The following is a 22535-nucleotide window of genomic DNA, read 5'->3' on the forward strand; positions in this document are numbered from 1 at the left end:
GGATTATAAAAACTCTTATAATGGCGCCTATTTTAGATTTACAACAACTAAAACTGTCATGCACAATAGAGAAATCATAGATTTACTGCTGAAATGATCAATATGTGCCAGCTGCTCGGAATGAATTGTGCGACTCCCACCGATATTACTTTTTCGTTTCGGGGATTTTCGCAGCGAGCAGGAATTACCTCAGATCATTGTGATGGCTTTGGTATCGCTTTTTTTGAAGATAAAGCATGTCGTTTATTTGTCGACAATCAATCTGCTGTAGAGTCTCCGATTGCTGAGCTGATCCGAAACTACCCGATTAAATCTCGCAATGTGATTGCACACATTCGTAAAGCGACACAAGGCAAAATTAATCTTGAAAACTCACATCCATTTAGTCGTGAATTGTGGGGCAGACAGTGGATTTTTGCGCATAATGGCGACCTGTATGGCTTTCAGCCCGAGCTCACGGGGCGCTTCACTCCCGTCGGCAATACCGACAGTGAATTGGCCTTTTGCTATTTGCTTGAGCAAATGGTGAAACGTTTTGGTTATACCGAACCAACACTCGATCAGGTGTTTGAACTGTTATTAGAAATCTCTCCTAAAATTGCAGAACATGGCACCTTTAATTTTTGTTTGTCGAATGGGCAGGCGCTATTTAGTTATGCGATTACCAAGCTGCATTGGCTGGTTCGAGAGTTTCCATTTCAGCCTGCACAGTTGATTGATATTGATGTTGAAGTCGATTTTAGTGAAGTCACTACGCCTGAAGACCGTGTTGCCGTGATTACCACTGAACCCCTAACGCAAAACGAAGTTTGGACAGCATTTGAGCCGGGTGAAATGATTTTATTTCAACATGGTCGTCCAATTCGTGCTGCAAAGACGGTTGTTGAACGTTTAGAACGTGAGCGGCTGGACCCATCTTTAAAACGTGTCACACGTGCAGATCAGTATTAATTTTGAATGAAAGATATTCATTATAAAAATGAATATCTTACACTTTATTGAATTAAGGGTGTTTTCTAAGATATTGAATTGATTAAAAAATATCTTAGCTTTATACTCGGGATTAAATAAATTAACATAATAAAAACAATTGATTACAATATAAATGGCAGTATTTCAATTAAAACCAACCTTTTTACTTCATTTTTATTTAAGTTCTTTAATTATATGATGAAATTTACGTGATAAGTCCTTCATATTTATAGGTGGTCGTAATGAAAATGAAATGGGTTCCAGAATACAATACTGGTATCGATGTGATTGACGATCAACACAAACGGATTCTTGACTACATCAATGAAATTGATGGCATTGACGCAAATACAGATCGTGATCGTGTAAAACAAATTCTGGAAAACATTATTGATTACACGCAATCACATTTTACCTTCGAAGAATCTTTACAAGAAGAAGCGGGTTATAAATATCGTGTGCCACATAAACGCGTACATGATTTATTTATTAAAAAAATTGAATCTTACCGTGACCGTTTTGAAATGGGGCATGCGATTGAAAATGAATTACATGAAGTGCTTTCAAAATGGCTGATTAACCATATTCAGCACGATGATGCTGATTATGTCGGTGCGGTTAAAGAAAATATGATGGGTATCATCAAAGAAAAAGAAAAGAAAAAAGGCAAAAATTGGTTTGCACGTTTCTTTTCATAACCTCAAAAAATGAAATAAAAACAATTAAATTCTAATAATATCATTTGCGCAGCAAATCACCTTTAAGGTGATTTGCTTTTTGTTTTTGATTTTCAAGGCACAGCAAGGCAAAATAGCGCTAGAATTTTCAAAGGAATTTGTCATGCAGGACAATGCGATGTCGAAATGGTTATCGCCACTGATGGCGTTCTGTTTATCTTTTATCATTATTGCAACTTTAGCACCGGTAACAGGTATTCAAATTGAACGTCAGCTAGATTTCTGGCTGTTGTGGCTAGGTACAATGCTTATTTTAGCTTTACCGCTATGTTATTTGGAAATTGCTTTAGCAAAACGTTCAAAAATTACAGCAGTTCAAGCACTGTCTTCGCTAACACGTGATGCGGATGCTTCACCCAAATGGCGTATAGTCGGTTGGCTTGCCGTAGTATTTATTCCATTTTTAGCAGGTGCCATGCTTTCAGCCGCGTCGCAATATGTGGCAATTTTTACAGCTAATGGCTTTGCCTATAGCATTATTTTGGCTGTCCTTGCGGTCATTGCATTTGCATTGTCGTTTGTACCACGCCAATTTTTAGTGATTTTGACCGCTATTGGTGTGATTGCTGCAGTAGTTTTAGCGAATGTTATGGGAACGGCATTGCCAGAATGGAAAATGACTACACTCGAATTTAGTGAGTGGGGCAATGCAACTGTTTTGGCGCTCGTAGCAAGTGGTTTGGGGATGGGCTTGTATTGGCAGTCAAGTTTGCCAGCCGTGAAGCAACAAGAGATTGCAAGCAAAACGGTATTTCCAATTTGGATCGCTCAACTCTTGGCAGTGATTGCTTTTGCTTTTTTCGCAGCAAAAACACAAGTACCTGCTTTAGCATTGGTTGTGGGTTTGGTTGCTGCTTCAGCATTGCTGATTCAAATGGCACGTGAACAATTACAACAACGCCAATTGGCCGTAATGGTGCAATGGGCGATTTTATTGGTCGCGGTTTTTGTATGGGCACTGAGCACTGTTGTTCCAGTATTTAATATTGCCTTGTTGATTTGGGGCTTAATTATTTGTCTGATTTATGCGATTTTCGCAGGTTGGATTATGAAGATTAGTCATCTACGTAAGTCAATGAACTTCAGTCATGAAGCTTTCTATAATATTTGGCGTATTGCCGTACGAATCGTCTTACCCTTGTCGATAGTATTGGCATTAGTAGCTGTAGTTGGGCAGTTATTCTAATGACCGCTCAGTTACAAGTGTGGGTGGCTTATGCAGGCGTTGAACAGCAGATATTAATTCCGCTGAGCTTTAACCCCGGTATGACTGCTGAAGATGCCATTATGCAAAGTGGTATTCGACAGCAAGTTGAATTACCCGAAGAGTTAACACTAGGAATCTTCGGGGCGCGTGTAAGCGATTCATCTCAGTTACTTGAAGCAGGTGATCGTGTCGAAATCTATCGTGCATTAACCATTAATCCGAAAGATATTCGTCGTAATCGCGCCAAGAAAAATCCCGTTGGTCGTTATTGTCGAGGCAATCGTTTCAAACAATTGTACTTATAAAAAAAACCCCTAAATTTAGGGGTTTATTTTTATCTGAAAGCGACTATAGTGGTGGCGCAGTTAAAATCGCTTCTTTAGAACCTGGTAAGCCCGGTTGAGACTCTGGAATGGTTTCTAAGCCTTCAATTTTTTGAACGATACCGTTTTGGTCAAAGAAGATTTTTAAGTGTTGACCATGTGCAGCAGGAATCTTGGCTTTTTTAGCATATGTTCCTGGGGTATACTTATAAATGTAGTCCCAACGTAACGGATTCATTGGATCGGCAACAGTTGGACTACCTAGCAAAAAGCGAACTTGTTGGTGGCTCATTCCCACTTGAATTTTAGCCGCTTGTGCTTGAGTTAAAGGTGTACCTTGTGGAATATCAACTTTATAAACGCCCAAGGTTGAACAGCCTACGAGCAATGAAGTGACGAATAACGTCAGCATGATTTTTTGCATTTTGCTAAACTATCCCAAATTAATTATGATGCATTTGATCCAAGGATAGATCATACTGCATCTAAACTTTGTTGCATATTCCAACTTTAATTTTGTTGAGAGACCTTTTTTCATGCCTATTTCAAATCAAGATTTACGTAAAGCTGGACTTAAAGTTACACTTCCACGAATTAAAATATTGGAATTGCTTGAAAATTCAAGACAACATCACTTAAGCGCAGAAGATATTTATAAGACTTTACTTGAACAGGGTGAAGATGTGGGTTTAGCAACTGTGTATCGCGTGTTAACACAGTTTGAAGCTGCAGGTATTATTCAACGCCATCATTTTGAAAACAATCATTCTGTTTTTGAGATTATGCAAGAAGATCACCATGACCATATTGTGTGTCAAAACTGCAATAAAGTGGTGGAATTTACTAATGATGTGATTGAGCATGAGCAACATCAAGTGGCAGAAAAATTTGGTTTCCAACTTACAGGTCACTCATTAAATCTTTATGGCTATTGTGATGCGCCTGAATGCCAAGAAGCATATCGTAAAAAATAATCCGATGCGGATGAGAATGAATAAAAAACAGACTTCATGTGAAGTCTGTTTTTTATTTCCGAAAGCGTTTAAGCAAAATTAATGTTGACCATCAAAGGTAATATTTGAATTTGCACGCAGTAAATGCTCACCGCCTTCTTCAGACAATTTAATTTGTAGACGCAGGTCGTTCGGTGAGTCGGCATGTTTGAGCGCATCTTTGTAGCTAATTTGCTTGGCTTTATAAAGGTCATATAAGGCTTGGTCAAAGGTTTGCATACCTAGTTCACGAGAACGCTTCATCAGGTCTTTAATTTCATGCACTTCACCCTTACGGATTAAGTCTGAAATTAAAGGTGAGTTGATCAAAATCTCAATGGCAGCACGACGTGAATTACCATCAATGGTTGGAATCAACTGCTGCGCAACCATTGCTTTTAAGTTCAAAGACAAGTCCATGAATAGCTGACTATGACGATCTGCTTCAAAGAAGTGAATGATACGATCGATGGCCTGGTTGGCGTTGTTGGCATGCAGTGTTGCAAAAACCAAGTGACCGGTTTCAGCAAAGGCAATCGCATAGTCCATGGTTTCTCGTGAACGAATCTCACCAATCAGAATCACGTCAGGTGCCTGACGTAGCGTATTCTTTAAGGCAACTTCGAAAGAGTCGGTATCAATACCCACTTCACGTTGGGTAATGATACAGCCTCGGTGTTGGTGTACAAATTCAATCGGGTCTTCAATCGTAATGATATGACCTTTGCTATTTTCATTACGATAGCCAATCAAAGATGCCAAAGAGGTTGATTTACCTGTACCCGTTGCACCTACGAAAATGATAATTCCACGCTTGGTCATCGCTAATTCTTTTAAAATCGGCGGTAATTTCAACTCATCCATCGTTGGAATGACAGTTTCGATACGACGCAGCACCATACCTGGCTGGTCACGTTGTTGAAAGGCGCTGACACGAAAACGAGCAGATTTACTGGTATTACTAATGGCAAAGTTACATTCGCGCGTATCGGCAAATTCCTTACGCTGTTTGTCAGACATAATCGAATGTAAGATTTGACCGACAGTCGGGCCCGGTAACTTAGTCGAGCCAATTGGCAAAATTTGCCCATTGATCTTAATCGAGGGTTCAACATCGGCTGTAATAAACAAATCCGATGCTTTTTTCTCCACCATATAATCAAGTAAGCCGTTAAAATCCATAACGATCGCCCCAGAAAAATAAAAAAATTACAAGAAAGATTCGGGTTGCTTCGCTGCAGTCCGTGCAGTCTGCGTACTAATAATGCCTTTCGCGACAAGATTTTTTAGGCTTTGATCGAGGGTGGTCATACCGTAGTTGGCACCGGTTTGAATCGCAGAATACATTTGCGCAACTTTGTTTTCACGAATCAAGTTACGGATCGCAGGAATACCGATCATGATTTCATGCGCAGCCACACGACCGCCACCATTTTTCTTGAGTAGGGTTTGTGAAATTACGGCTTGAAGTGATTCAGATAACATGGCACGAACCATGTCTTTTTCTTCAGCAGGGAATACGTCAATCACACGGTCAATGGTTTTTGCGGCAGAGGTTGTATGGAGTGTACCGAAGACCAAGTGACCTGTTTCAGCGGCTGTCAGTGCCAAACGAATGGTTTCAAGGTCACGCATCTCACCGACTAAGATAATATCCGGGTCTTCACGCAGTGCGGAACGAAGTGCTTCGTTAAAGCCGTGGGTATCACGGTGTACTTCACGTTGGTTGACCAAACATTTTTTAGATTCGTGTACAAATTCTATCGGGTCTTCGACCGTTAGAATATGGTCATATCGGTTGTCGTTAATGTAATCGACCATCGCAGCAAGCGTGGTTGATTTACCCGAACCCGTTGGACCGGTCACCAGTACGATGCCACGTGGATATTCACAAATATCTTTAAAGATTTGGCCCATGCCAAGATCTTCAATGGTTAATACTTTTGAAGGAATGGTACGGAAAACGGCACCAGCACCACGGTTTTGGTTAAATGCGTTCACACGGAAACGTGCCACACCAGGGACTTCAAATGAAAAGTCAGTTTCTAATTTTTCTTCGTAATCACGACGCTGTTTATCGTTCATGATGTCGTAAACCAATTTGTGTACTTCTTTATGTTCAAGAGCAGGTAGGTTGATACGACGAACTTCACCATCCACACGAATCATTGGTGGCATACCAGAAGATAAATGTAAATCCGAAGCGTTATTTTTGGCAGCAAAGGCCAATAGTTCTGTAATGTCCATAAAATCCCCGAGATAAAAATTAAATCTTAATTATTTTGATAGAATAATAAGGCTTTCCCACAGCTTAACCAACACTTAGTTGAAGGGCAATGCAAAAAAAGATGAATGAAATGAGAACCTCGTCAATGAATATACTTCAAGAAGCACGAAATCAAGTTTTGCAGCAAATTGAGCAGGCTTGCCAACTTGCGGGTCGACCACAGCAGTCGGTTGAATTATTGGCTGTATCTAAGACGCATCCTGCTGAAATGCTAAGAGAAATGTATGCAACGGGGCAACGATCATTTGGTGAAAACTATCTGCAAGAAGCACTTGAAAAAATTGAGGCTTTGGCGGATTTAGAAATTGAGTGGCATTTTATAGGCCATGTGCAGCGCAATAAAACCAAACATTTGGCTGAAAAATTTGCGTGGGTGCATGGGGTAGACCGTTTAATTATTGCGGAGCGTTTATCGAGTCAGCGAGACGCAAGCCAAGCACCTTTGAATATTTGCCTACAAGTCAATATTGATGCGCAAGATACGAAGGATGGCTGTCAGCCGAATGAAGTAGCAGGTTTGGTCGCACAGATTTCTACGCTACCGAATTTACGCTTACGTGGACTGATGGTGATTCCTGCTCCAAACAATCCGCAAGCGTTTGCTGATGCCAAAATGCTCTTTGAACACGTCAAAGCACAGCATGCGAAACCTGAAGATTGGGATACATTAAGTATGGGGATGTCAGGCGATATGACTGATGCGATTGCTGCGGGTTCAACGATGGTTCGCGTGGGGACAGCATTGTTTGGCGCACGTGATTATTCAAAATAGGACAGAAGATTCAGCCTGCTTTCAAAAACTAGGCTTATAAAGTGTAAGCACAGCAGATAAATTTTCACAATAGATGAAACCTATGGGTTCAAAGTGAGCCTTTTAATTTGAACTTTCCATTAAAGTTGAGTACAAAATAATCAGGATGTTTTTGATATTGAAGTAATTCACACTTGGACAAATAGGGAAGTTCATGACGGCATATTATCAGTTGATTCAACGCGACGTAGATGCGCAAGGCTGTGTCACGGCACATTACCATTCGACCAATTTAGCACAAGGTGCATGGAATGCACATGAGCAACACATGGCACCAGCTACAGGCATTATTTGTGCTGAATTAGACCGTTTTTCACCACGTCATGATATGCGTATCGGGCGCATTAGCCTCGATATTTTGGGCTTAATTCCTGCTGGCGAGTTTGAAATAATCACGCAAGTGATTCGTCCGGGAAAAACCATTGAACTGATTGAATCTGAAATGCGGGCTCAGGGCAAAACCTGCATTGTGGCACGCACTTGGCGCATGATGACGCAAAATAGCCAGTCCGTGAAAGGTTTGGAGGATGCTGATGTGACTGGGCCAGAAACTGCGCCGATTTGGGACGGTATCCGTCAGTGGCCGGGGGGATATATTCAGTCGATTGAAGCAAGAAGCCATGGGCGCCGTGCAGGTCAAGGCATTGTGTGGCTGAGAACACAGCATGACATGGTTGAAGGTGAGCCGACTGCTGATTTTGTCCGTTTAATGGGCATGGTTGATACCGCCAATGGTATTGTTCCGCGTCAGGATTGGCCATTTGGCTGGGGCTTTCCAAATCTGGATCTACAAATCCATTTGCACCGTTTACCACAGGGACAGTGGTTAGGTCTGGAAACCGTGCAGCAGTATGGAGCGGATGGTGTTGGTTTGAGTAGTTCTGTATTGCATGATGTCCATGGCCCATTTGGGCGTAGTGAACAGATTTTAACGCTACGTCCACTCGGGACGTAATGATCTAGAGAATCAAAAATTATAAAGCCTGCTTTAAGCAGGCTTTTTTTAAGATACGATTTGGATGGTGCTTGCACCTGCTCCGACAGGATTGACTTGAATTTGCACAGGGATTCGTTCGTGCATTTCTTGAATGTGAGAAATTAGCACGACTTTACGCCCTTGGTTTTGCAACTGATCCAGAGCATTCATCACCATGTGCAGACTTGAAGCGTCTAGCGTACCAAATCCTTCGTCAATAAATAGGCTTTCAATTTTTGTTGTACCTGATGCCATGCTTGCAATGGCTAAGGATAAAGCGAGTGCTGTTAAGAACGACTCACCACCTGAAAGCGAAGAGACAGAGCGAGTTTCGCCATCCATGTCATGATCGATAATGGCTAGACTTAAGGAATTTTCAAGGCGCTTTAAGGTATAGCGCTGTGAAAGTATCGCCAATTGCTGGTTAGCATACTCGATTAAAATATCAAGGTTATATTGCTGCGCCAAATCACGGAACTTCTTGCCCGTTGCATCGCCCATTAAGCTCGAAATTTTATTCCAACGATGTTCTTCAGATTGGATCTGTTGAATCTGATCGGCAAATTGTTTTTGTTTGCTGAGGTTAGAAAAATGAACATCTAACTTACTTTTAAGTTGATCTCTAAGTTCTTGCTGTTCTGCAAGGGCTTTAAGATTTAGTGCAATGACACGCTCGATTTGTAAAATTTGTATTTCAGGCTGTGTTTTTAAATGCTGTTTCAACGTTTCTTGAATAGCCTGAATACCTGCTTGAGCATCTGAATAGGCACGTTCTGCATTTAAAACACGCTGTTTAAGCTGCTGTTCTTGTTCATATGAAATTGCACTAAGTTGCGCTAACAGCGTTTCACTAAATTCTGAATTTTGGCTCATCCATTGTTGAAGCGTATTTTCAACATGCCTCATTTGAGTGACTAATTGTGTTTGCTGGGTGAGGTATTCTTTTAAGCGACTTTGACTGGTTTCAAAGGCTTGACGTACTTGATCGAATGTTTGACGAGCCTGATTGAATCTCGTCTGTAACAGTTGTCTGTTTTGGTCAAAATCATTTAACCAATCATGTGGTTTTTCAACTTGTGTTTGGGTCATCTCAAAAATAGTTTGAATCGCAATATCACTATTTTTTTTGCCCTCAATTGTTAAATTTTCAATTAGATTTTGAGCCGTTTGAATTTTTTCCTGACTAAATTTAATTTGTTGCTGATAGTGCTCAAGCTGTTGTGAAGTTTGATTATATTGAGTATTTAACTCGTGGCGTTGCTTTAAGTAATTTTGACGTTGTTGTAGTGTGTGATAAATCTGTTCAGCCGCGCTTAAAGTCGACTGTTCCCATAATTTTTTTTCTACGTCATTCAACACAATGAGAATATGCTGAATATTGATTTCAGCTTGTTGCACACTGGATAAGTGCTGTGTGGTTTGTTGAATTGAAGTTATGAGTGCATGACTTTGTTTTTGAGCATTTTCATGTGAAATTAAGGCATCTTCAGTTTGTTTTTGCGCTTGTTGTGATTCATTGATTCTTGTCTGAATCAGTTGCGCCAAGGCTTCATGCTGATGTGAAAAATCAAAAGAAATATTTAGAATATTTAATTGTTGTTGAAGCGCATTTTTTGCCTGATCAAGTTGTATTTTTAAGGTCGCTAGCTGTTGCGCATTGGCATCCATTAACGCGGTTTGCTGAGTGGAGGTGGTTTGTAATTTTTGCCAAGCCTCGAAAGCCACTTTTTCCAATGCAAGTGCTTGTTGTTCTTGTTGCGTTTGTAGTTTCAGTAATTCATCAGAAAAAGCTTCTTTTTCTGAATAAGGATGATGGGTACTTCCACAGACTAAACACGCTTCGCCATCGACCAAATCTGCACGCAATTTTTCAATATTTTCCGTATTCAGTAAGCGCTGTTGTTGCAACATGTGTTGCAGTTTTTCACGCTCATTTTTCTGCGTTTGATAGGTAAGTTCGGCCGTTTTTAGCTGCGTATGACTTTGTTTAATTTGCTGAGCTAGTGTACGTTTCACCGTCATGAGATTATTGTTTTCAGCATCAATATTTTGGAAGCTTTGCCATTGTTGCTGAACAACATTGAGCTGATTTAATTTTTGTAAAAGCTGGTCACGTTCGTAACGTAGTGATGAAATTTTCTGATTGAGCGCATCTTCTTGCCCAAATGTTTGCGTTAATTTTTCAAGTTGTTTTTGTTGTGTCTGTAATTGTGTATTGGCTTGTTGCACATTGCCATAATTTTTTTCAAATTGTGCATAACTTTGAATAAATCGTTGAGTCTGTGTGATATGCGCTGAAAGTGCATCATCGAGTGAGGCAAAGTGATTTGAACTTTCTAGCTGTGCCGTGTGTTGAGCAATATTGGTTTGCAGTTGCTCAAGCTGTTCCTTCATCTGTTTTTCATTGTTGATATGCGGAACAAGTTGGTTTTCAATCTCTTTAAAATCACCTTGCGCTTTGCGTAATTGATCTACCAATACAAGACGTTCAGCAATCCGGTCACGCACCAGTTTAATTTTGTCTTGATGTTGAATCTCAAATTGATGCTGTTGTTTTTGTTCTGTATCTATTTTTTCAAAGATGGTTTTTTCAGCGTTGAATTGTTGTTCAATCTCTGAAAAATGCTGTTGTGCATGTGTCAATTGCGGCTGTAATTGTGCAATTTCAAGCTTGATATTTTTTTGTTGAATTACACTTGGGCGTATAGATGAAAAGCGTTCAAGTTGTTGCAGTTGTAGCTTTTCAGGCGCAAGTGCATCAAGTTGTTGTTGCTGATTTTGTAGTTGTTGCTGACGTGCTTGCACATCAGTTTCGTATTTTTGCTTTTGTTCATACCACTGTTGATTTTTTTCGAACGCTGATTTTTCTATTTCCAGCTTTTTATATTCTGTAGAAACCGTATTGAATTGATTCGTGGTTGTTATTAGATCTTCATCAGACAATATTTCAATATGTCCTAAAACATTTTCCAGCTCTTTACGCTGATTGGCAATTTGTTTAGTTTTTTCAAAGGCCAATTGACCAATTTTTCCGAAAATACTGGAATTGGTCAGATATTCCAATAGCTCGCCACGTTCATTATCACGCGCTTTTAAAAAAGCGGTCACTTCTGACTGAGCCAGTAAAACAGCACGAGTAAATTGCTCAAAACTGAGTTGAGTAATGCGTAAAATTTGGCTCTCAACCGCTTTAGTTTTATCTGCAACGACACTGCCATCCGTTAAGCATTTCAGTGAACGCTGTACGCTTTGCAATTTGCCATTTGGGTTTTCACGGGCACGTTTAATTTCCCAACGCGCTGAATAGACTTTTTGGTCTTGGGCAACAAAGCTGAGCTCGGCAAAGCCTTGACCTGTGCCACGGCGTAATACGGTTTGCGGTGAGTTGGTTGGCAACTCTGAACCATCGATATCGATCAGTTTACCATCGCTGTCTTTTAAACGTGGCACACGATTAAACAGCGCCAAACACATGGCATCTAAAATGGTTGATTTACCTGCACCAGTTTTGCCAATAATTGCTACTAAGCCTGCACTGGCTAAAGGCTCAGATTCAAAATCAATAAAATGTTCACCCGCTAAAGATGCCAAGTTTTTAATACGTATAGATAAAATTTTCATGGCAATTCCTTAAGCGTTCACATCATCTTCAAGTGATTTTTGTGCTTCATCGACCAAACTTAAAAAATCTTTCATTACGGTGTCATCAGCACCATAGCCTTGTTTTTCCCAAAGGTTTTGGAATAATTTTTCAGGCGTAGGTGGATCAAGGTTGATTGCGGCTTGTTGCTGATTATTTTGATCTGAGTTTAAATAACGGCGGCTGATGCGCACCAACCGATAACGGTTCGGCGCTAAAGCCTCTTCAAACTGCTGTCTTAAATTAGGTGCAGGCGGGGTGTCGGTATGGTATTCAATTTCGACATATTCACGCTGATCAATATCTTCAATTTCACCGTTCGCCAAAGCAGATAATTGTGCCAAAACTTCTGGAATTGTGCCTTTGATGCGATGCAATTGCACACTGCGCGGAATTGCTAAGGACCCCATTTGAAAGCGTGATTCATCTGTTTGAGTTGGATCAATACTGATCTCAAGCACTTGGTGCTTATAATTAATTTCACTAAATGACAGGGGAATCGGTGAGCCGCTATAACGGATATGGGTCTGTGCGACTTTTTGCGGTTTATGCAAATGCCCAAGTGCGACATAGTCAATTACATCATCAAATAGGGCAGTCGAAAGCGCTTCTTCATTGCCAATAATAATCGGGCGCTCTGAGTCCGACGTTTCACCGCCTTGCATGTGGGCATGTGACATTAAAATTAAGGCTTGATCTGAAGTTTTACGTGCTTTGGCTTCCGCAATTAATTGCTGATGCACATAGGTAATAGCGTTTTGGCTATTGGTGGTTTGATCATTGAATCCGGTGATCTCGGCAGCCCGTAAAAAAGGTAAGGTTAGACACCATGCCACAATATTTTTGTGTTCATCATAAATAGGCACGAGTAATCGGTCTAAATCGAGCTGACCTTCAGTATTTTTATGGACCACGCCAACAGCTTTGGCATGGTATTTTTCTAATAATGGCTCAACTTGTTCAATACGGTAACCTGAGTCATGATTGCCTGCGATCATCAGGGTTTGCATGTGCGGGGCACGCACATGCGCATCGGCTAAAAATTGATAGAGCTGTTTTTGCGCTTTGGAAGCTGGGTTGATGACATCAAAAATATCGCCAGCTATCAGCAGGGCATGCGGCTGCTTTTGTTCTATTTGTTCGAGTAACCAATGAAGAAACTGTTCGTGTTCGTAGTCACGTGAGTGGTTATAGAAGAATTGTCCTAAATGCCAATCAGAAGTATGAAAAAAACGAACAGTCATGCAAGCCCCCAAAAATCAAAAAAATTGATTGGGGTCTAAAGTATCACAGATGTTCACATTTTCGAGGGTGATTAATCATTCATACGTCAAACTAAGTCGTTCTCGACAGTTACAAGGTCATCAATCTAAGCTGTTACTGTGCATTTGAATCGACTTGTACGAGGCCAAAGGTATTGTGGTCTGGGTCTAAGAAATAGCCTTGCCAACATTGACCAGGAATCGCAAATTTTTCCATGGCAATTTGACCACCCTGCGCCAAAATTTTCTCAGCGATATGGTCGAAATCTTCAACTTCAAAACTACAGGTAAATGCATTGGTGCCGCAGTGCGTTGGTGGAGTCTGAGCAGGGCGCTCTAAGAGGCCACCATGAATGCCTTGAGTTTCAATACGGAAGTATTGAATCGGTAGCCCTTCAACTGGGATAAATGACCAACCGAAAACCGCAGAATAAAAGGCAACTTCACGCTTTGGATCGGAGCTTTGAATTTCAAAATAGCAGAGCTGGTTCATTGTTATTACTCTTTGTTTGATGGATTGCACATTTCAAATAGCAGAGATTTGAAATTAGGCTAAAAAATACCAAGAACTAGGAATATAAAATGTTGTTCTAATCCTGTATATAGATCAATTGTTGTACAGCAGGTGTATTACCTGCATTTGGGGTAGCAGGAGATGCAACATGCCAAATAATCCTTTTGATGAAGAAAAACTTGCAAATAGTATGGTGTATAAGACTTTATTAGAGTCTACATTAGCCATTCCTTGGTGTATTGATTGGGACAGTAAAACATTCAGCTATATTGGACCGCAAATTGAAAAGTTGCTCGGTTGGAAGCAAAATACTTGGCGCACCGTTCAGGACTGGGCATCACGTATGCATGAGGAAGACCGTGATTTTGTGCTGAATTATTGTGTTTCGCAGTCGATGGCTGGTATAGATCATGAGGCAGATTATCGCGCACTTAAAGAGGATGGTTCATATCTTTGGATACGTGATGTTGTGCATGTCGTGCGTAAACCAAATGGTGATGTAGATTGCCTCGTAGGATTTATGTTTGATATTTCCGAACGTAAAAAACAAGAAGAACAGTTACAAAAATTGCAACGTCAGCTCGAAGAATATTCATATAAAGATGGCTTAACCGGTATTGCCAATCGACGTTTGTTTGATGACTTTTATCAACGCGAATGGTTGAACGCGATACGCACACAAAAGCCACTGAGTTTAATTCTGATCGATTTGGATTATTTTAAACAATACAACGACTTGAATGGTCATGTGATTGGGGATACATGTCTGCGTCAAATTGCGAAAAGTTTGGAATCTTGTTGTACACGACCTCGTGATTTAGTCGCGCGTTTTGGTGGTGAGGAATTTGCTTGGATTTTACCAGAAACCAATGAGGCAGCAGCAGCAGTGATGGCCGATAGAATTATGGAGGCCGTGCGTGCTGCACGATTACCGCATAAAGCTTCAGCGGTGTCTGAACTCGTCACACTCAGCATGGGGGTAAAAACCATTATTCCATCAGATCTAGATAATCGAATGCAATTTTTGGATCAGGTCGATAAAAACCTTTATGTAGCGAAAAGACAGGGGCGTAATCGCTATTGTGCTGCATAACATGGCTTTGCTGTTGTGACTTATTTTAAAGTTGCAGCAAGTTTTTAGTCAGTCGATATTTTATCGGCTGATTTTTTTTGGTGTAGAATATAAAAATTAAATGCTGAATACATAAGGCACAAAATAAAAGACCGACGATTCGAGTGATGATGAAATCGTCGGTCAAAAAATCGATTTTAAATTTAAGTGATGGCTGCTGTTCATACTTAAATTCAAAATGAAACTTATTGCTTTTAAAAAGGTCACCGAAACATTGTGGATGCCGTCCAAATCATCGGTTGCTACAGACCTTGTACCCTATATAACGTAGCTGATTACAGATTGGTTGACATGAAAATGAAAAAAAATGCATTTTTTTTTATACTAGGTGTCAACTTCTTCTTGGGTTAGGGTTATGGTGTCTTTAACACGTTATTTTTTCTTGTTTTTTTTCATTTGTTTAATCATGACCTGTATTTGCGGTGTGATCGCTGCATTATTGCCACAGGGTTTAGGCGGTATTTTAACGGTCGTACCCTACCTGATTGCCATGATCGTGGTGTTATTTCGGTTTTTAAATAAAAACCAGAGAGCACCGACACAGGCAGAACGTAAAAAATTTACCTTAGGTTTTAGCCTGATTTTTTGGTTATATAATTTAGCTTTTGTACTTTTGGGTATCGTAATTTTTTCAAGAAAAGATCCTGAAATTTGGCAAAATTTAATGCTCTATGTTCAACATCCTCAGTTTATGAGTTTAATGGTGATCATGTTATTACTGATGGCTATCCCTTTGTATTTAATCACCTATTGGTTTTATGGTCCGCAAGCACAGCGGATGGCTTCTCAAAAGTTTGGCGCATAAAGCTTGATCATCTGGTGATCTTGTTCTATAGATAACAGTATTATTTCATATAGATAAGAACAAATTATGCATCAGCCCACAGTACTGCTGACGGGTGGCAGCGGTTTTATTGGCACACATCTCATCAAGGCACTTTTAGCTGCGGATTATAAAGTGATTGGGCTCAGTCGTAAGGCTGGGCGTATTTCTAAATCACCACATTTAACTTGGGTACAGCAGCTCGATCAAATTCCTCATGACCGAATTGATTATGTGATTAATCTTGCAGGTGAAAGTATCGGCAAAGGTCGCTGGACAGAGACGCGTAAACAGCAATTATTAGAAAGTCGGGTCAAAACCACAGAAGCGCTGTATCAATATTTACGTAAACGTAAAATTTTTCCGAAATGCATTATTTCAGGTTCGGCTGTTGGCTATTATGGTATTGATATTGAAGAACAATGGACAAAAGTGTGCGATGAAAATACTGCACCACAAGCCATTTTTATGTCAGAGCTATGCCAAAGTTGGGAGCAAGTCACACGCCAATTTCCTGAACAAAATACCATTATCACACGACTAGGTGTGGTCTTGGCTGAAGGTGGCGGAATCTTACCGCAAATGCTGCGACCGATTCAGCTCAATTTGGTCAACAAAATAGGTTCCGGTCGGCAGCCTTTTGTGTGGATACATATACAAGATATGATCCGAAGTATGCTGTTTTTAATGAAACAAGCAGAGAAAAAACATGCATTGCTTGAACCCACGCCAATCGATCCGCATATTTTTAATTTAGTTGCGCCTGAAAAATCGACACAGGCTCAATTTGCGCAGATTGCAGCACGTCAATTAGCGAAAAAGCCGTGGCTCAATGTGCCTGCAATTGTTTTTAAAATTTTATTGGGTGAGCAATCGCAATTAATTTTAAATGGTCAACTGGTTCAGCCAGCTGCTTTATTACAGCAAGGCTTTGAGTTTAAATTTCCGACGTTAAAAGAAGCCTTGCAGGATTTATTGGCTTAGTTGAATTTGACCTATTGACCATTATTCGACGCTTAACAATGCATCTTGAAACAGGCGAGTTGGACTATAGTTGTCTGCATTGAATGAAGGCGTTTCCCCAGTCATCAGTTCAGCCAATAACTGAGCTGAAGCAGGTCCCATACATAAACCATTTCTAAAATGCCCAAAATTTGCCCATAGATTGTCGAAATTTGGCATCTGCCCAATATACGGAATCCCTTCAGGGGAAGATGGACGCAGGCCAGCCCAAGATTTCACAATCGGAAAGTTGGCAAGCTCTGGCACCATGTCAAAGCATGATTCTTGAATATGCTGCAAGGTTGTATTTGTTGTCTGAGTATCAAAGCCACATTGGCGCATACTTGAGCCGCAAACCACATGACCGTCTTGGCGTGGAATCAAGTACATGACTTTATTCATGCACATGGTCGGCAACCAGTTCTGCGGGGTTTTAAAGAGAAGCATTTGTCCCTGTACGGGTTGTACGGGTATCTCAATGTCCAGTTGTTCACTCCACGCGGCTGACCAAGCGCCCGTGGCAATAACGAATTGATCTGCTGTATGTTGTGTACCATCTGCGGTGGTGATGGACTGGATACGATTGTCCGTACGGTTTAATTGGTGGATCAGACAATGTTCATAAATCTGAACTTTGGGATGCTGCTGTAAATAAGCCGTTAATGACTGCAAAAGTCGTGGATTACGGATGTTGGCTAATTGCGAAAAATAAATGCCATGTGCAAAGCGTGCTGAAATGTGAGGATTAATCTGCTCAATTTGATCGGATTGTAAATAATCAGCGTGTTGCATTGGGTCTTGGTGCAAACGGGAATAATCTAAGCCAATTTCAAAATCATCTTCATCAAAAATCAACATGCCAGTTTCATGAATTTCAAAATCAATCCCAGTCATAGGTTTTAATTTTTCATTCCATTTTTGGTAGCTCTGCTTGCCATAACGTGCGAGCGCATTGACTTCATTGGGATATCGCCAAGGATACATCGGGGAGAGGATGCCACCACCAGCCCATGATGCGGCAGAACCTGTGCGTTGTTGGTCGAAAATCGTCACCGTACAACCGCGTTCAACCAGTTCTAATGCGCTGAGTAAACCACTAATACCCGCCCCAATAATGGCAATATTCATGTTCTTTTAACCGATGAATGTATGAGTTTGATCTTAACTTCAGCAACGCCGAAGTTTTTCTTCCAAGACTGTTTTTTAAATTTTACAGATATAAAAAAAGCCTTCCTGAACGTTACCATTTCAGGAAGGCTTTGCAGGTTATTTCATGTCTTTCAACATGAGTGCTGCATCTTCAGCAAAGTAAGTCCAGATCCCATCTGCACCTGCACGGCGGCAGCTCATAAGCGATTCGATAATCACGTTTTCAGACAGCCAACCATTTTGAATGGCACCTGCCAACATGGCGTATTCGCCACTCACTTGATAGACAAATGTTGGAACACCGAAATTATCTTTGACTTCACGGACGATATCTAAATACGGCATACCCGGTTTTACAATCACCATGTCGGCGCCTTCTTGGATATCGAGTGCTATTTCATGTAAAGCTTCAGCACGGTTACCGATGTCCATTTGGTAATTGTATTTATTGCCACCTTTGAGGTTGCTTGAAGAACCTACCGCATCACGGAATGGACCATAGAAGCTAGACGCATATTTTGCAGAATAAGCCATGATGTTGGTATAGATATGGCCATTGGCTTCAAGCGCTTGGCGGATTGCACCGATACGACCATCCATCATGTCACTTGGTGCAACTACATCTGCACCCGCTTCGGCATGGCTGAGCGCTTGTTTAATTAAGCATTCAACGGTTTCATCATTCAGTACATAGCCGGTATCATCAATGATACCGTCTTGACCATGTGTGGTGTATGGGTCGAGCGCACCATCAGTGATGAGAACCATTTCTGGTAGTTCTTTTTTTAATAATCGGATGGTGCTTTGGACTAAGCCATCTTCACGCCAAGCTGCTTCAGCCGTTAAGCTTTTATCTTCCTGTGGGGTAACAGGGAATAATGCTAATTTTGAAACACCCAATTCGAGTAAACGTTCTGCCTTTTTTAGTAACAAGTCAGCAGATAAACGTTGTACGTTTGGCATGCTTGGAATGTCTTGAGTTTGTTTCTGGCCTGGCAACACAAATACTGGATAAATGAGATGATCAGTCGTCAGTTGAGTTTCACGCACCATGGCACGAAGCTGGTCATTTTTACGAATGCGACGCATGCGGGTGGCAGGAAAAGCTGGACGATTGAACGTATAGGTCATAACAATCTCATTGATCAGTATTAAACTTTGACTATTGTAGACGCATAATGAGGGTTTGGCGCACCCCGTATTATTTTTTTATTCAATGACAGCGATTCGAGTAGGCTATGACAGATGTAAATAAGAGTTGGACCGGTAATATTGACCTAAACTCGAAGATTGAAATCGATACTTTATTAAATAACATTGCTCAAGCATTTAACAGCTCCCCATTTTTTGTACACAATGCAATGAAAATGACGGTGATCGATGGTCAGATCGAAGCACGTGTCGACATGGCCAGTAATCTAATTGGAAATGTCGCATTCCAAATTTTACATGGTGGTGTTGCGGCAACTTTACTCGACAGTATCGGTGGTATCTCTGCAATGGCAGAATTGTATAAAAAGGCCACAGCTGAAGATCTAGCAGAAACGAGTAAAAAGGTATCTCGCTTAGCGACCGTCGATATGCGTGTGGATTATTTGGCGCCAGGACGTGGACAGTATTTCGTTGCACGAGCTGAAACCTTACGTTTAGGCCGTAAGGGTTGCACTATGCGTATGACCATGGTTAATGATGAAGGTAAAGCGATTGCAACGGCGATTGCATCGTATGCTTATTAAGCCATTTTTAAGTTAACACATTCAAAATGATGAAAAAATAAAGTCCAGTATTGGCAGCAGGGCATGATTTTATCCTGTTGCCGACGAAAAAAAGACTGACGAGTTACATTTTCTATTCTCAGGATATGATTTTTTAGCTTTAAAATGCCGGAAAATTGAAGAAGATAGACTTTCTCACGACACCATTATCTGACAGCAAAGTTGACATGCTTTGCAAAGCTCATGATGCCATGACCAAGTCTGCTAGATTTAGGACAAATCTATGACAGATACCGTTAGTAACCTGCCAGAAACCCCATCTACAGAGCAGCCCACCGATCAGGAATTAAAAGCACGCAGAAAAAAAGGCCTTGGTATAGTGGCTGTATTGATCGTGATTGCTTTGGTGATGTATTTGATTTGGTCAATATTTCTAAATCATTCCGTCAGTACCGATAATGCCTATGTCGGTGCAGAAACAGCGTCGATTACCTCGATGGTCACGGGGCAAGTGGCAGAGGTTTTGGTGAGTGATACGCAGCAAGTGAAAAAAGGCGATGTGCTTGTTCGCATTGATGCTCGTGATGCTGAAATTGCCTTAGCTCAGGCACAGGCTGAATTACTTAAAGCAAAACGCCAATACAAACAAACTGCGGCGAATAGTAGCTCTTTAAACTCACAAATCTTTGTCAGTGATGATGCGATTCATAGTGCAAGCGCACAAGTCGCCAAAGCACAAGCCGATCTGAATAAAGCACAAGATGAATTACAACGTCGTCAACAATTGGCTGCTTCGGGTGCGATTTCTAAAGAAGAATTAAGCACAGCGCAAAGTGCTGTGAATACCGCTAAAGCCAGCTTTGATGTGGCTCAAGCAGGGCTCGCTCAAGCCAAATCTAGTCAAAAAGCGGCACAAAGTAATAAAGCTGCGAATGATGCATTAATTCAAGACAGCAATGAAAACTCAACCCCAGATGTTTTAGTTGCGCAAGCACGTTTACAACAAGCCCAGTTGGACTTAGAACGTACACAAATCAAAGCACCTTTTGATGGTGTGGTGACACGTCGTAATATTCAAGTTGGGCAACGCATTGCACCGGGAACGTCATTAATGATGGTGGTGCCAGTCTCTCAGTTATATGTCGATGCCAACTTTAAAGAAAGCCAATTGGCAGGGGTGCAAGCGGGTCAAAAAGTTGAACTGACGTCTGATCTGTATGGTGACAAAGTTAAATTTAATGGCATAGTCACTGGTTTTTCTGGTGGTACAGGTTCAGCATTTGCCTTGATTCCTGCGCAAAATGCCACAGGGAACTGGATTAAAGTGGTTCAGCGTTTACCTGTGAGGATTCGTTTAGATCCAAAAGAGTTGGCAGAACATCCACTCCGTGTGGGGCTGTCTATGGAAGCGACGATTGACCTGAAATCGAAGTAATTGCCTATGAATCAGCAAATGCAAATGACTGACCTAAAAGGTGGTCGTCTGATTCTCGCTGCCTTGGTCTTGGCATTGGCGAACTTTATGGTTGTGCTCGACATGACCATTGCCAATGTATCTGTGCCGCATATTACCGGTAGCCTTGCAGTATCGGCATCCCAAGGGACATGGGTCATTACCTCCTATGCTGTGGCAGAAGCGATTTGTGTGCCATTAACCGGTTGGCTCGCTGGACGCTTTGGTTCTGTACGGGTTTTTGTGATCAGCCTGTTTGGCTTTACGGTATTTTCGATACTGTGTGGTTTATCGACCAGTTTGGAAATGTTGGTGTTTTGCCGAATTGGGCAAGGTTTGTTTGGTGGTCCGATTATGCCACTGAGCCAAACGTTGTTAATGCGCATTTTCCCTCCTGAAAAGCAATCCCAAGCCATGGGGATGTGGGCAATGACCACTGTAGTTGGCCCTATTTTAGGTCCAATTTTGGGTGGTACGATCAGTGATAATTTATCTTGGCATTGGATTTTCTTTATCAATATTCCTGTCGGAATCGGTTGTGCTATCGCAGCGATGCGCTTATTGAAAACGGCTGAAACTCCAACACAGAAATTGAAAATTGACCGCGGTGGCTTGCTGCTGTTGGTGTTGTGGATCGGTGCCTTGCAATTGATGTTGGACTTAGGCCATGAACGAGATTGGTTTAATCATCCATTTATTGTAGTACTGGCACTGACGGCATTTGTCGGGTTGATCGTTTTTACGATTTGGGAGCTGACTGAGCGGCATCCTGTGGTGAATATACTGCTGTTTAAGTACCGAAGCTTTACCATTTCGGTCTTGGCTTTGGCCTTTGGTTTTGGTGCCTTCTTCGGGAGTATTGTCCTGATTCCGCAGTGGTTACAGATCAACTTGGGCTATACCGCAACGTGGGCAGGCTATCTCACTGCAACGATGGGCGTCGGTAGTCTGACCATGTCGCCAATTGTTGCGAAGCTTGCAACCAAATACGATCAACGTGCTTTAGCGAGTTTTGGTTTAAGTATCTTGGGCGGTGTAACTCTTATGCGCGCCTTTTGGACCACGGATGCAGACTTTATGGCTTTGGCTTTACCGCAAATATTACAAGGTTTTGCCGTGCCATTTTTCTTTATTCCTTTGTCCAATATGGCCTTGGCATCGGTACTGCCACAAGACATGGCATCTGCAGCAGGATTGATGAACTTCTTAAGAACCATGGCAGGGGCAATTGGAGCGTCGATTGCAGTAACCATTTGGGATGATCACACCAAAGTCGCACGCAGTGAAATGGTCAGTAATTTACATGTTACTGAGGTACAAAATACCTTGGTGAATCATGGAATGAGTTCAGAAGCTGCTTTGGGATATATCTCCAGTTTGGTGGATAAAGAAGCCTTAACGCTTTCAGCCAATCATGTGTTCTTAGTCTTGGCAGGTGTCTTTATATTCGCTGCACTGATCATTTGGCTCTGTCCACGACCTAAAGCAGGTGTGGGTGGTGGTCATGCACATTAAATATTATCAAGTATAAAAAAACCGC

The 22535-nt window shown here is 41.3% G+C and carries 21 protein-coding genes; 13 read left to right on the plus strand and 8 right to left on the minus strand.

The features are described from left to right. The first annotated feature begins 102 nt into the window (after nucleotides 1–102). From FTU16_RS04115 to FTU16_RS04130, 4 genes are all read left to right on the plus strand, one after another. On the plus strand, nucleotides 103–951 hold the full coding sequence (locus FTU16_RS04115) for a class II glutamine amidotransferase (protein WP_180162759.1): 849 nt from the start codon (nucleotides 103–105) through the stop codon (nucleotides 949–951). 263 nt (nucleotides 952–1214) lie between these two features. Next, complete coding sequence (locus tag FTU16_RS04120) at nucleotides 1215–1670, plus strand: bacteriohemerythrin (protein WP_078190032.1); 456 nt, start codon at nucleotides 1215–1217, stop codon at nucleotides 1668–1670. 142 nt (nucleotides 1671–1812) lie between these two features. Continuing rightward, nucleotides 1813–2895 (plus strand): hypothetical protein, encoded by a 1083-nt coding sequence (locus FTU16_RS04125; protein WP_180134772.1) that lies wholly within the window; start codon nucleotides 1813–1815, stop codon nucleotides 2893–2895. Beyond that, nucleotides 2895–3221, plus strand: a complete 327-nt coding sequence (locus FTU16_RS04130; RefSeq protein WP_180162760.1) for an RnfH family protein — start codon at nucleotides 2895–2897, stop codon at nucleotides 3219–3221. Before FTU16_RS04125 ends, FTU16_RS04130 begins: the two co-directional genes overlap by 1 nt. A gap of 43 nt (nucleotides 3222–3264) precedes the next feature. Here the strand turns inward: FTU16_RS04130 and FTU16_RS04135 are convergent, their stop codons facing one another. Then, entirely contained in the window at nucleotides 3265–3663 is a 399-nt protein-coding gene (locus FTU16_RS04135) for an outer membrane protein assembly factor BamE (protein WP_078193102.1), read from the minus strand. Between the two features lie 112 nt (nucleotides 3664–3775). Here FTU16_RS04135 and fur point away from each other — a divergent pair, with 112 nt between their 5' ends. Further along, nucleotides 3776–4213, plus strand: coding sequence for a ferric iron uptake transcriptional regulator (fur, locus tag FTU16_RS04140; RefSeq protein ID WP_078193101.1), 438 nt, complete (start codon nucleotides 3776–3778; stop codon nucleotides 4211–4213). A 78-nt stretch (nucleotides 4214–4291) separates the two neighbouring features. Here fur and FTU16_RS04145 read toward each other — a convergent pair whose 3' ends face one another. After that, the gene (locus FTU16_RS04145) at nucleotides 4292–5413 is read right to left on the minus strand and encodes a PilT/PilU family type 4a pilus ATPase (RefSeq protein ID WP_168379063.1); all 1122 of its coding nucleotides are present in this window, start codon (nucleotides 5411–5413) and stop codon (nucleotides 4292–4294) included. A 27-nt stretch (nucleotides 5414–5440) separates the two neighbouring features. Continuing rightward, nucleotides 5441–6478, minus strand: coding sequence for a type IV pilus twitching motility protein PilT (locus tag FTU16_RS04150; protein ID WP_078190026.1), 1038 nt, complete (start codon nucleotides 6476–6478; stop codon nucleotides 5441–5443). A gap of 125 nt (nucleotides 6479–6603) precedes the next feature. Between FTU16_RS04150 and FTU16_RS04155 the strand changes: the two genes are divergently transcribed. Continuing rightward, on the plus strand, nucleotides 6604–7290 hold the full coding sequence (locus tag FTU16_RS04155) for a YggS family pyridoxal phosphate-dependent enzyme (RefSeq protein WP_180162761.1): 687 nt from the start codon (nucleotides 6604–6606) through the stop codon (nucleotides 7288–7290). Nucleotides 7291–7483: 193 nt separating this feature from the next. Then, the gene (locus tag FTU16_RS04160) at nucleotides 7484–8284 is read left to right on the plus strand and encodes a thioesterase family protein (RefSeq protein ID WP_078193098.1); all 801 of its coding nucleotides are present in this window, start codon (nucleotides 7484–7486) and stop codon (nucleotides 8282–8284) included. A 48-nt stretch (nucleotides 8285–8332) separates the two neighbouring features. Here FTU16_RS04160 and FTU16_RS04165 read toward each other — a convergent pair whose 3' ends face one another. From FTU16_RS04165 to FTU16_RS04175, 3 genes are all read right to left on the minus strand, one after another. Then, entirely contained in the window at nucleotides 8333–11926 is a 3594-nt protein-coding gene (locus FTU16_RS04165; RefSeq protein WP_180026561.1) for an AAA family ATPase, read from the minus strand. 9 nt (nucleotides 11927–11935) lie between these two features. Then, the gene (locus tag FTU16_RS04170; protein WP_373683884.1) at nucleotides 11936–13189 is read right to left on the minus strand and encodes an exonuclease SbcCD subunit D C-terminal domain-containing protein; all 1254 of its coding nucleotides are present in this window, start codon (nucleotides 13187–13189) and stop codon (nucleotides 11936–11938) included. A 133-nt stretch (nucleotides 13190–13322) separates the two neighbouring features. After that, complete coding sequence (locus FTU16_RS04175; RefSeq protein ID WP_180004259.1) at nucleotides 13323–13700, minus strand: VOC family protein; 378 nt, start codon at nucleotides 13698–13700, stop codon at nucleotides 13323–13325. A gap of 169 nt (nucleotides 13701–13869) precedes the next feature. Here FTU16_RS04175 and FTU16_RS04180 point away from each other — a divergent pair, with 169 nt between their 5' ends. The 3 genes from FTU16_RS04180 (at nucleotide 13870) to FTU16_RS04190 (ending at nucleotide 16660) form a co-directional block, all read left to right on the plus strand. Beyond that, the gene (locus FTU16_RS04180; RefSeq protein ID WP_180004261.1) at nucleotides 13870–14814 is read left to right on the plus strand and encodes a GGDEF domain-containing protein; all 945 of its coding nucleotides are present in this window, start codon (nucleotides 13870–13872) and stop codon (nucleotides 14812–14814) included. 394 nt (nucleotides 14815–15208) lie between these two features. Beyond that, on the plus strand, nucleotides 15209–15658 hold the full coding sequence (locus FTU16_RS04185) for an ABZJ_00895 family protein (protein WP_180026562.1): 450 nt from the start codon (nucleotides 15209–15211) through the stop codon (nucleotides 15656–15658). Nucleotides 15659–15724: 66 nt separating this feature from the next. Continuing rightward, nucleotides 15725–16660, plus strand: coding sequence for a TIGR01777 family oxidoreductase (locus FTU16_RS04190; protein WP_180162762.1), 936 nt, complete (start codon nucleotides 15725–15727; stop codon nucleotides 16658–16660). 21 nt (nucleotides 16661–16681) lie between these two features. Here the strand turns inward: FTU16_RS04190 and thiO are convergent, their stop codons facing one another. Together thiO and hemB are read right to left on the minus strand one after the other, a co-directional pair. Beyond that, entirely contained in the window at nucleotides 16682–17806 is a 1125-nt protein-coding gene (gene thiO, locus FTU16_RS04195; RefSeq protein WP_180134776.1) for a glycine oxidase ThiO, read from the minus strand. Between the two features lie 138 nt (nucleotides 17807–17944). After that, nucleotides 17945–18958, minus strand: a complete 1014-nt coding sequence (gene hemB / locus FTU16_RS04200) for a porphobilinogen synthase (RefSeq protein ID WP_180162763.1) — start codon at nucleotides 18956–18958, stop codon at nucleotides 17945–17947. Nucleotides 18959–19065: 107 nt separating this feature from the next. Between hemB and FTU16_RS04205 the strand changes: the two genes are divergently transcribed. The 3 genes from FTU16_RS04205 (at nucleotide 19066) to FTU16_RS04215 (ending at nucleotide 22510) form a co-directional block, all read left to right on the plus strand. After that, a complete protein-coding gene (locus tag FTU16_RS04205; RefSeq protein ID WP_180004269.1) occupies nucleotides 19066–19563 on the plus strand; it encodes a thioesterase family protein in 498 nt (165 codons plus the stop codon). A 262-nt stretch (nucleotides 19564–19825) separates the two neighbouring features. After that, complete coding sequence (locus tag FTU16_RS04210) at nucleotides 19826–20977, plus strand: efflux RND transporter periplasmic adaptor subunit (protein WP_180010034.1); 1152 nt, start codon at nucleotides 19826–19828, stop codon at nucleotides 20975–20977. 6 nt (nucleotides 20978–20983) lie between these two features. Continuing rightward, nucleotides 20984–22510 carry a DHA2 family efflux MFS transporter permease subunit gene (locus FTU16_RS04215; RefSeq protein WP_180008247.1) on the plus strand — a complete coding sequence of 509 codons (1527 nt, stop codon included), beginning with the start codon at nucleotides 20984–20986 and terminating at the stop codon, nucleotides 22508–22510. The last annotated feature ends 25 nt before the right edge of the window (nucleotides 22511–22535 follow it).

The sequence above is a fragment of the Acinetobacter sp. YH12069 genome, from assembly GCF_013419675.1.
GTDB lineage: Bacteria > Pseudomonadota > Gammaproteobacteria > Pseudomonadales > Moraxellaceae > Acinetobacter > Acinetobacter amyesii.

Coding starts and splice junctions, on each gene's coding strand:
- FTU16_RS04215 (WP_180008247.1), top strand. CDS start 20,984: ATGAATCAGCAAATGCAAATGACTGACCTAAAAGGTGGTCGTCTGATT.
- FTU16_RS04125 (WP_180134772.1), top strand. CDS start 1,813: ATGCAGGACAATGCGATGTCGAAATGGTTATCGCCACTGATGGCGTTC.
- FTU16_RS04210 (WP_180010034.1), top strand. CDS start 19,826: ATGACAGATACCGTTAGTAACCTGCCAGAAACCCCATCTACAGAGCAG.
- thiO (WP_180134776.1), bottom strand. CDS start 17,806: ATGAATATTGCCATTATTGGGGCGGGTATTAGTGGTTTACTCAGCGCA.
- FTU16_RS04155 (WP_180162761.1), top strand. CDS start 6,604: ATGAATATACTTCAAGAAGCACGAAATCAAGTTTTGCAGCAAATTGAG.
- FTU16_RS04170 (WP_373683884.1), bottom strand. CDS start 13,189: ATGACTGTTCGTTTTTTTCATACTTCTGATTGGCATTTAGGACAATTC.
- FTU16_RS04175 (WP_180004259.1), bottom strand. CDS start 13,700: ATGAACCAGCTCTGCTATTTTGAAATTCAAAGCTCCGATCCAAAGCGT.
- FTU16_RS04145 (WP_168379063.1), bottom strand. CDS start 5,413: ATGGATTTTAACGGCTTACTTGATTATATGGTGGAGAAAAAAGCATCG.
- FTU16_RS04135 (WP_078193102.1), bottom strand. CDS start 3,663: ATGCAAAAAATCATGCTGACGTTATTCGTCACTTCATTGCTCGTAGGC.
- FTU16_RS04205 (WP_180004269.1), top strand. CDS start 19,066: ATGACAGATGTAAATAAGAGTTGGACCGGTAATATTGACCTAAACTCG.
- hemB (WP_180162763.1), bottom strand. CDS start 18,958: ATGACCTATACGTTCAATCGTCCAGCTTTTCCTGCCACCCGCATGCGT.
- FTU16_RS04180 (WP_180004261.1), top strand. CDS start 13,870: ATGCCAAATAATCCTTTTGATGAAGAAAAACTTGCAAATAGTATGGTG.
- FTU16_RS04150 (WP_078190026.1), bottom strand. CDS start 6,478: ATGGACATTACAGAACTATTGGCCTTTGCTGCCAAAAATAACGCTTCG.
- FTU16_RS04120 (WP_078190032.1), top strand. CDS start 1,215: ATGAAAATGAAATGGGTTCCAGAATACAATACTGGTATCGATGTGATT.
- FTU16_RS04165 (WP_180026561.1), bottom strand. CDS start 11,926: ATGAAAATTTTATCTATACGTATTAAAAACTTGGCATCTTTAGCGGGT.
- FTU16_RS04160 (WP_078193098.1), top strand. CDS start 7,484: ATGACGGCATATTATCAGTTGATTCAACGCGACGTAGATGCGCAAGGC.
- FTU16_RS04190 (WP_180162762.1), top strand. CDS start 15,725: ATGCATCAGCCCACAGTACTGCTGACGGGTGGCAGCGGTTTTATTGGC.
- fur (WP_078193101.1), top strand. CDS start 3,776: ATGCCTATTTCAAATCAAGATTTACGTAAAGCTGGACTTAAAGTTACA.
- FTU16_RS04185 (WP_180026562.1), top strand. CDS start 15,209: ATGGTGTCTTTAACACGTTATTTTTTCTTGTTTTTTTTCATTTGTTTA.
- FTU16_RS04130 (WP_180162760.1), top strand. CDS start 2,895: ATGACCGCTCAGTTACAAGTGTGGGTGGCTTATGCAGGCGTTGAACAG.
- FTU16_RS04115 (WP_180162759.1), top strand. CDS start 103: ATGTGCCAGCTGCTCGGAATGAATTGTGCGACTCCCACCGATATTACT.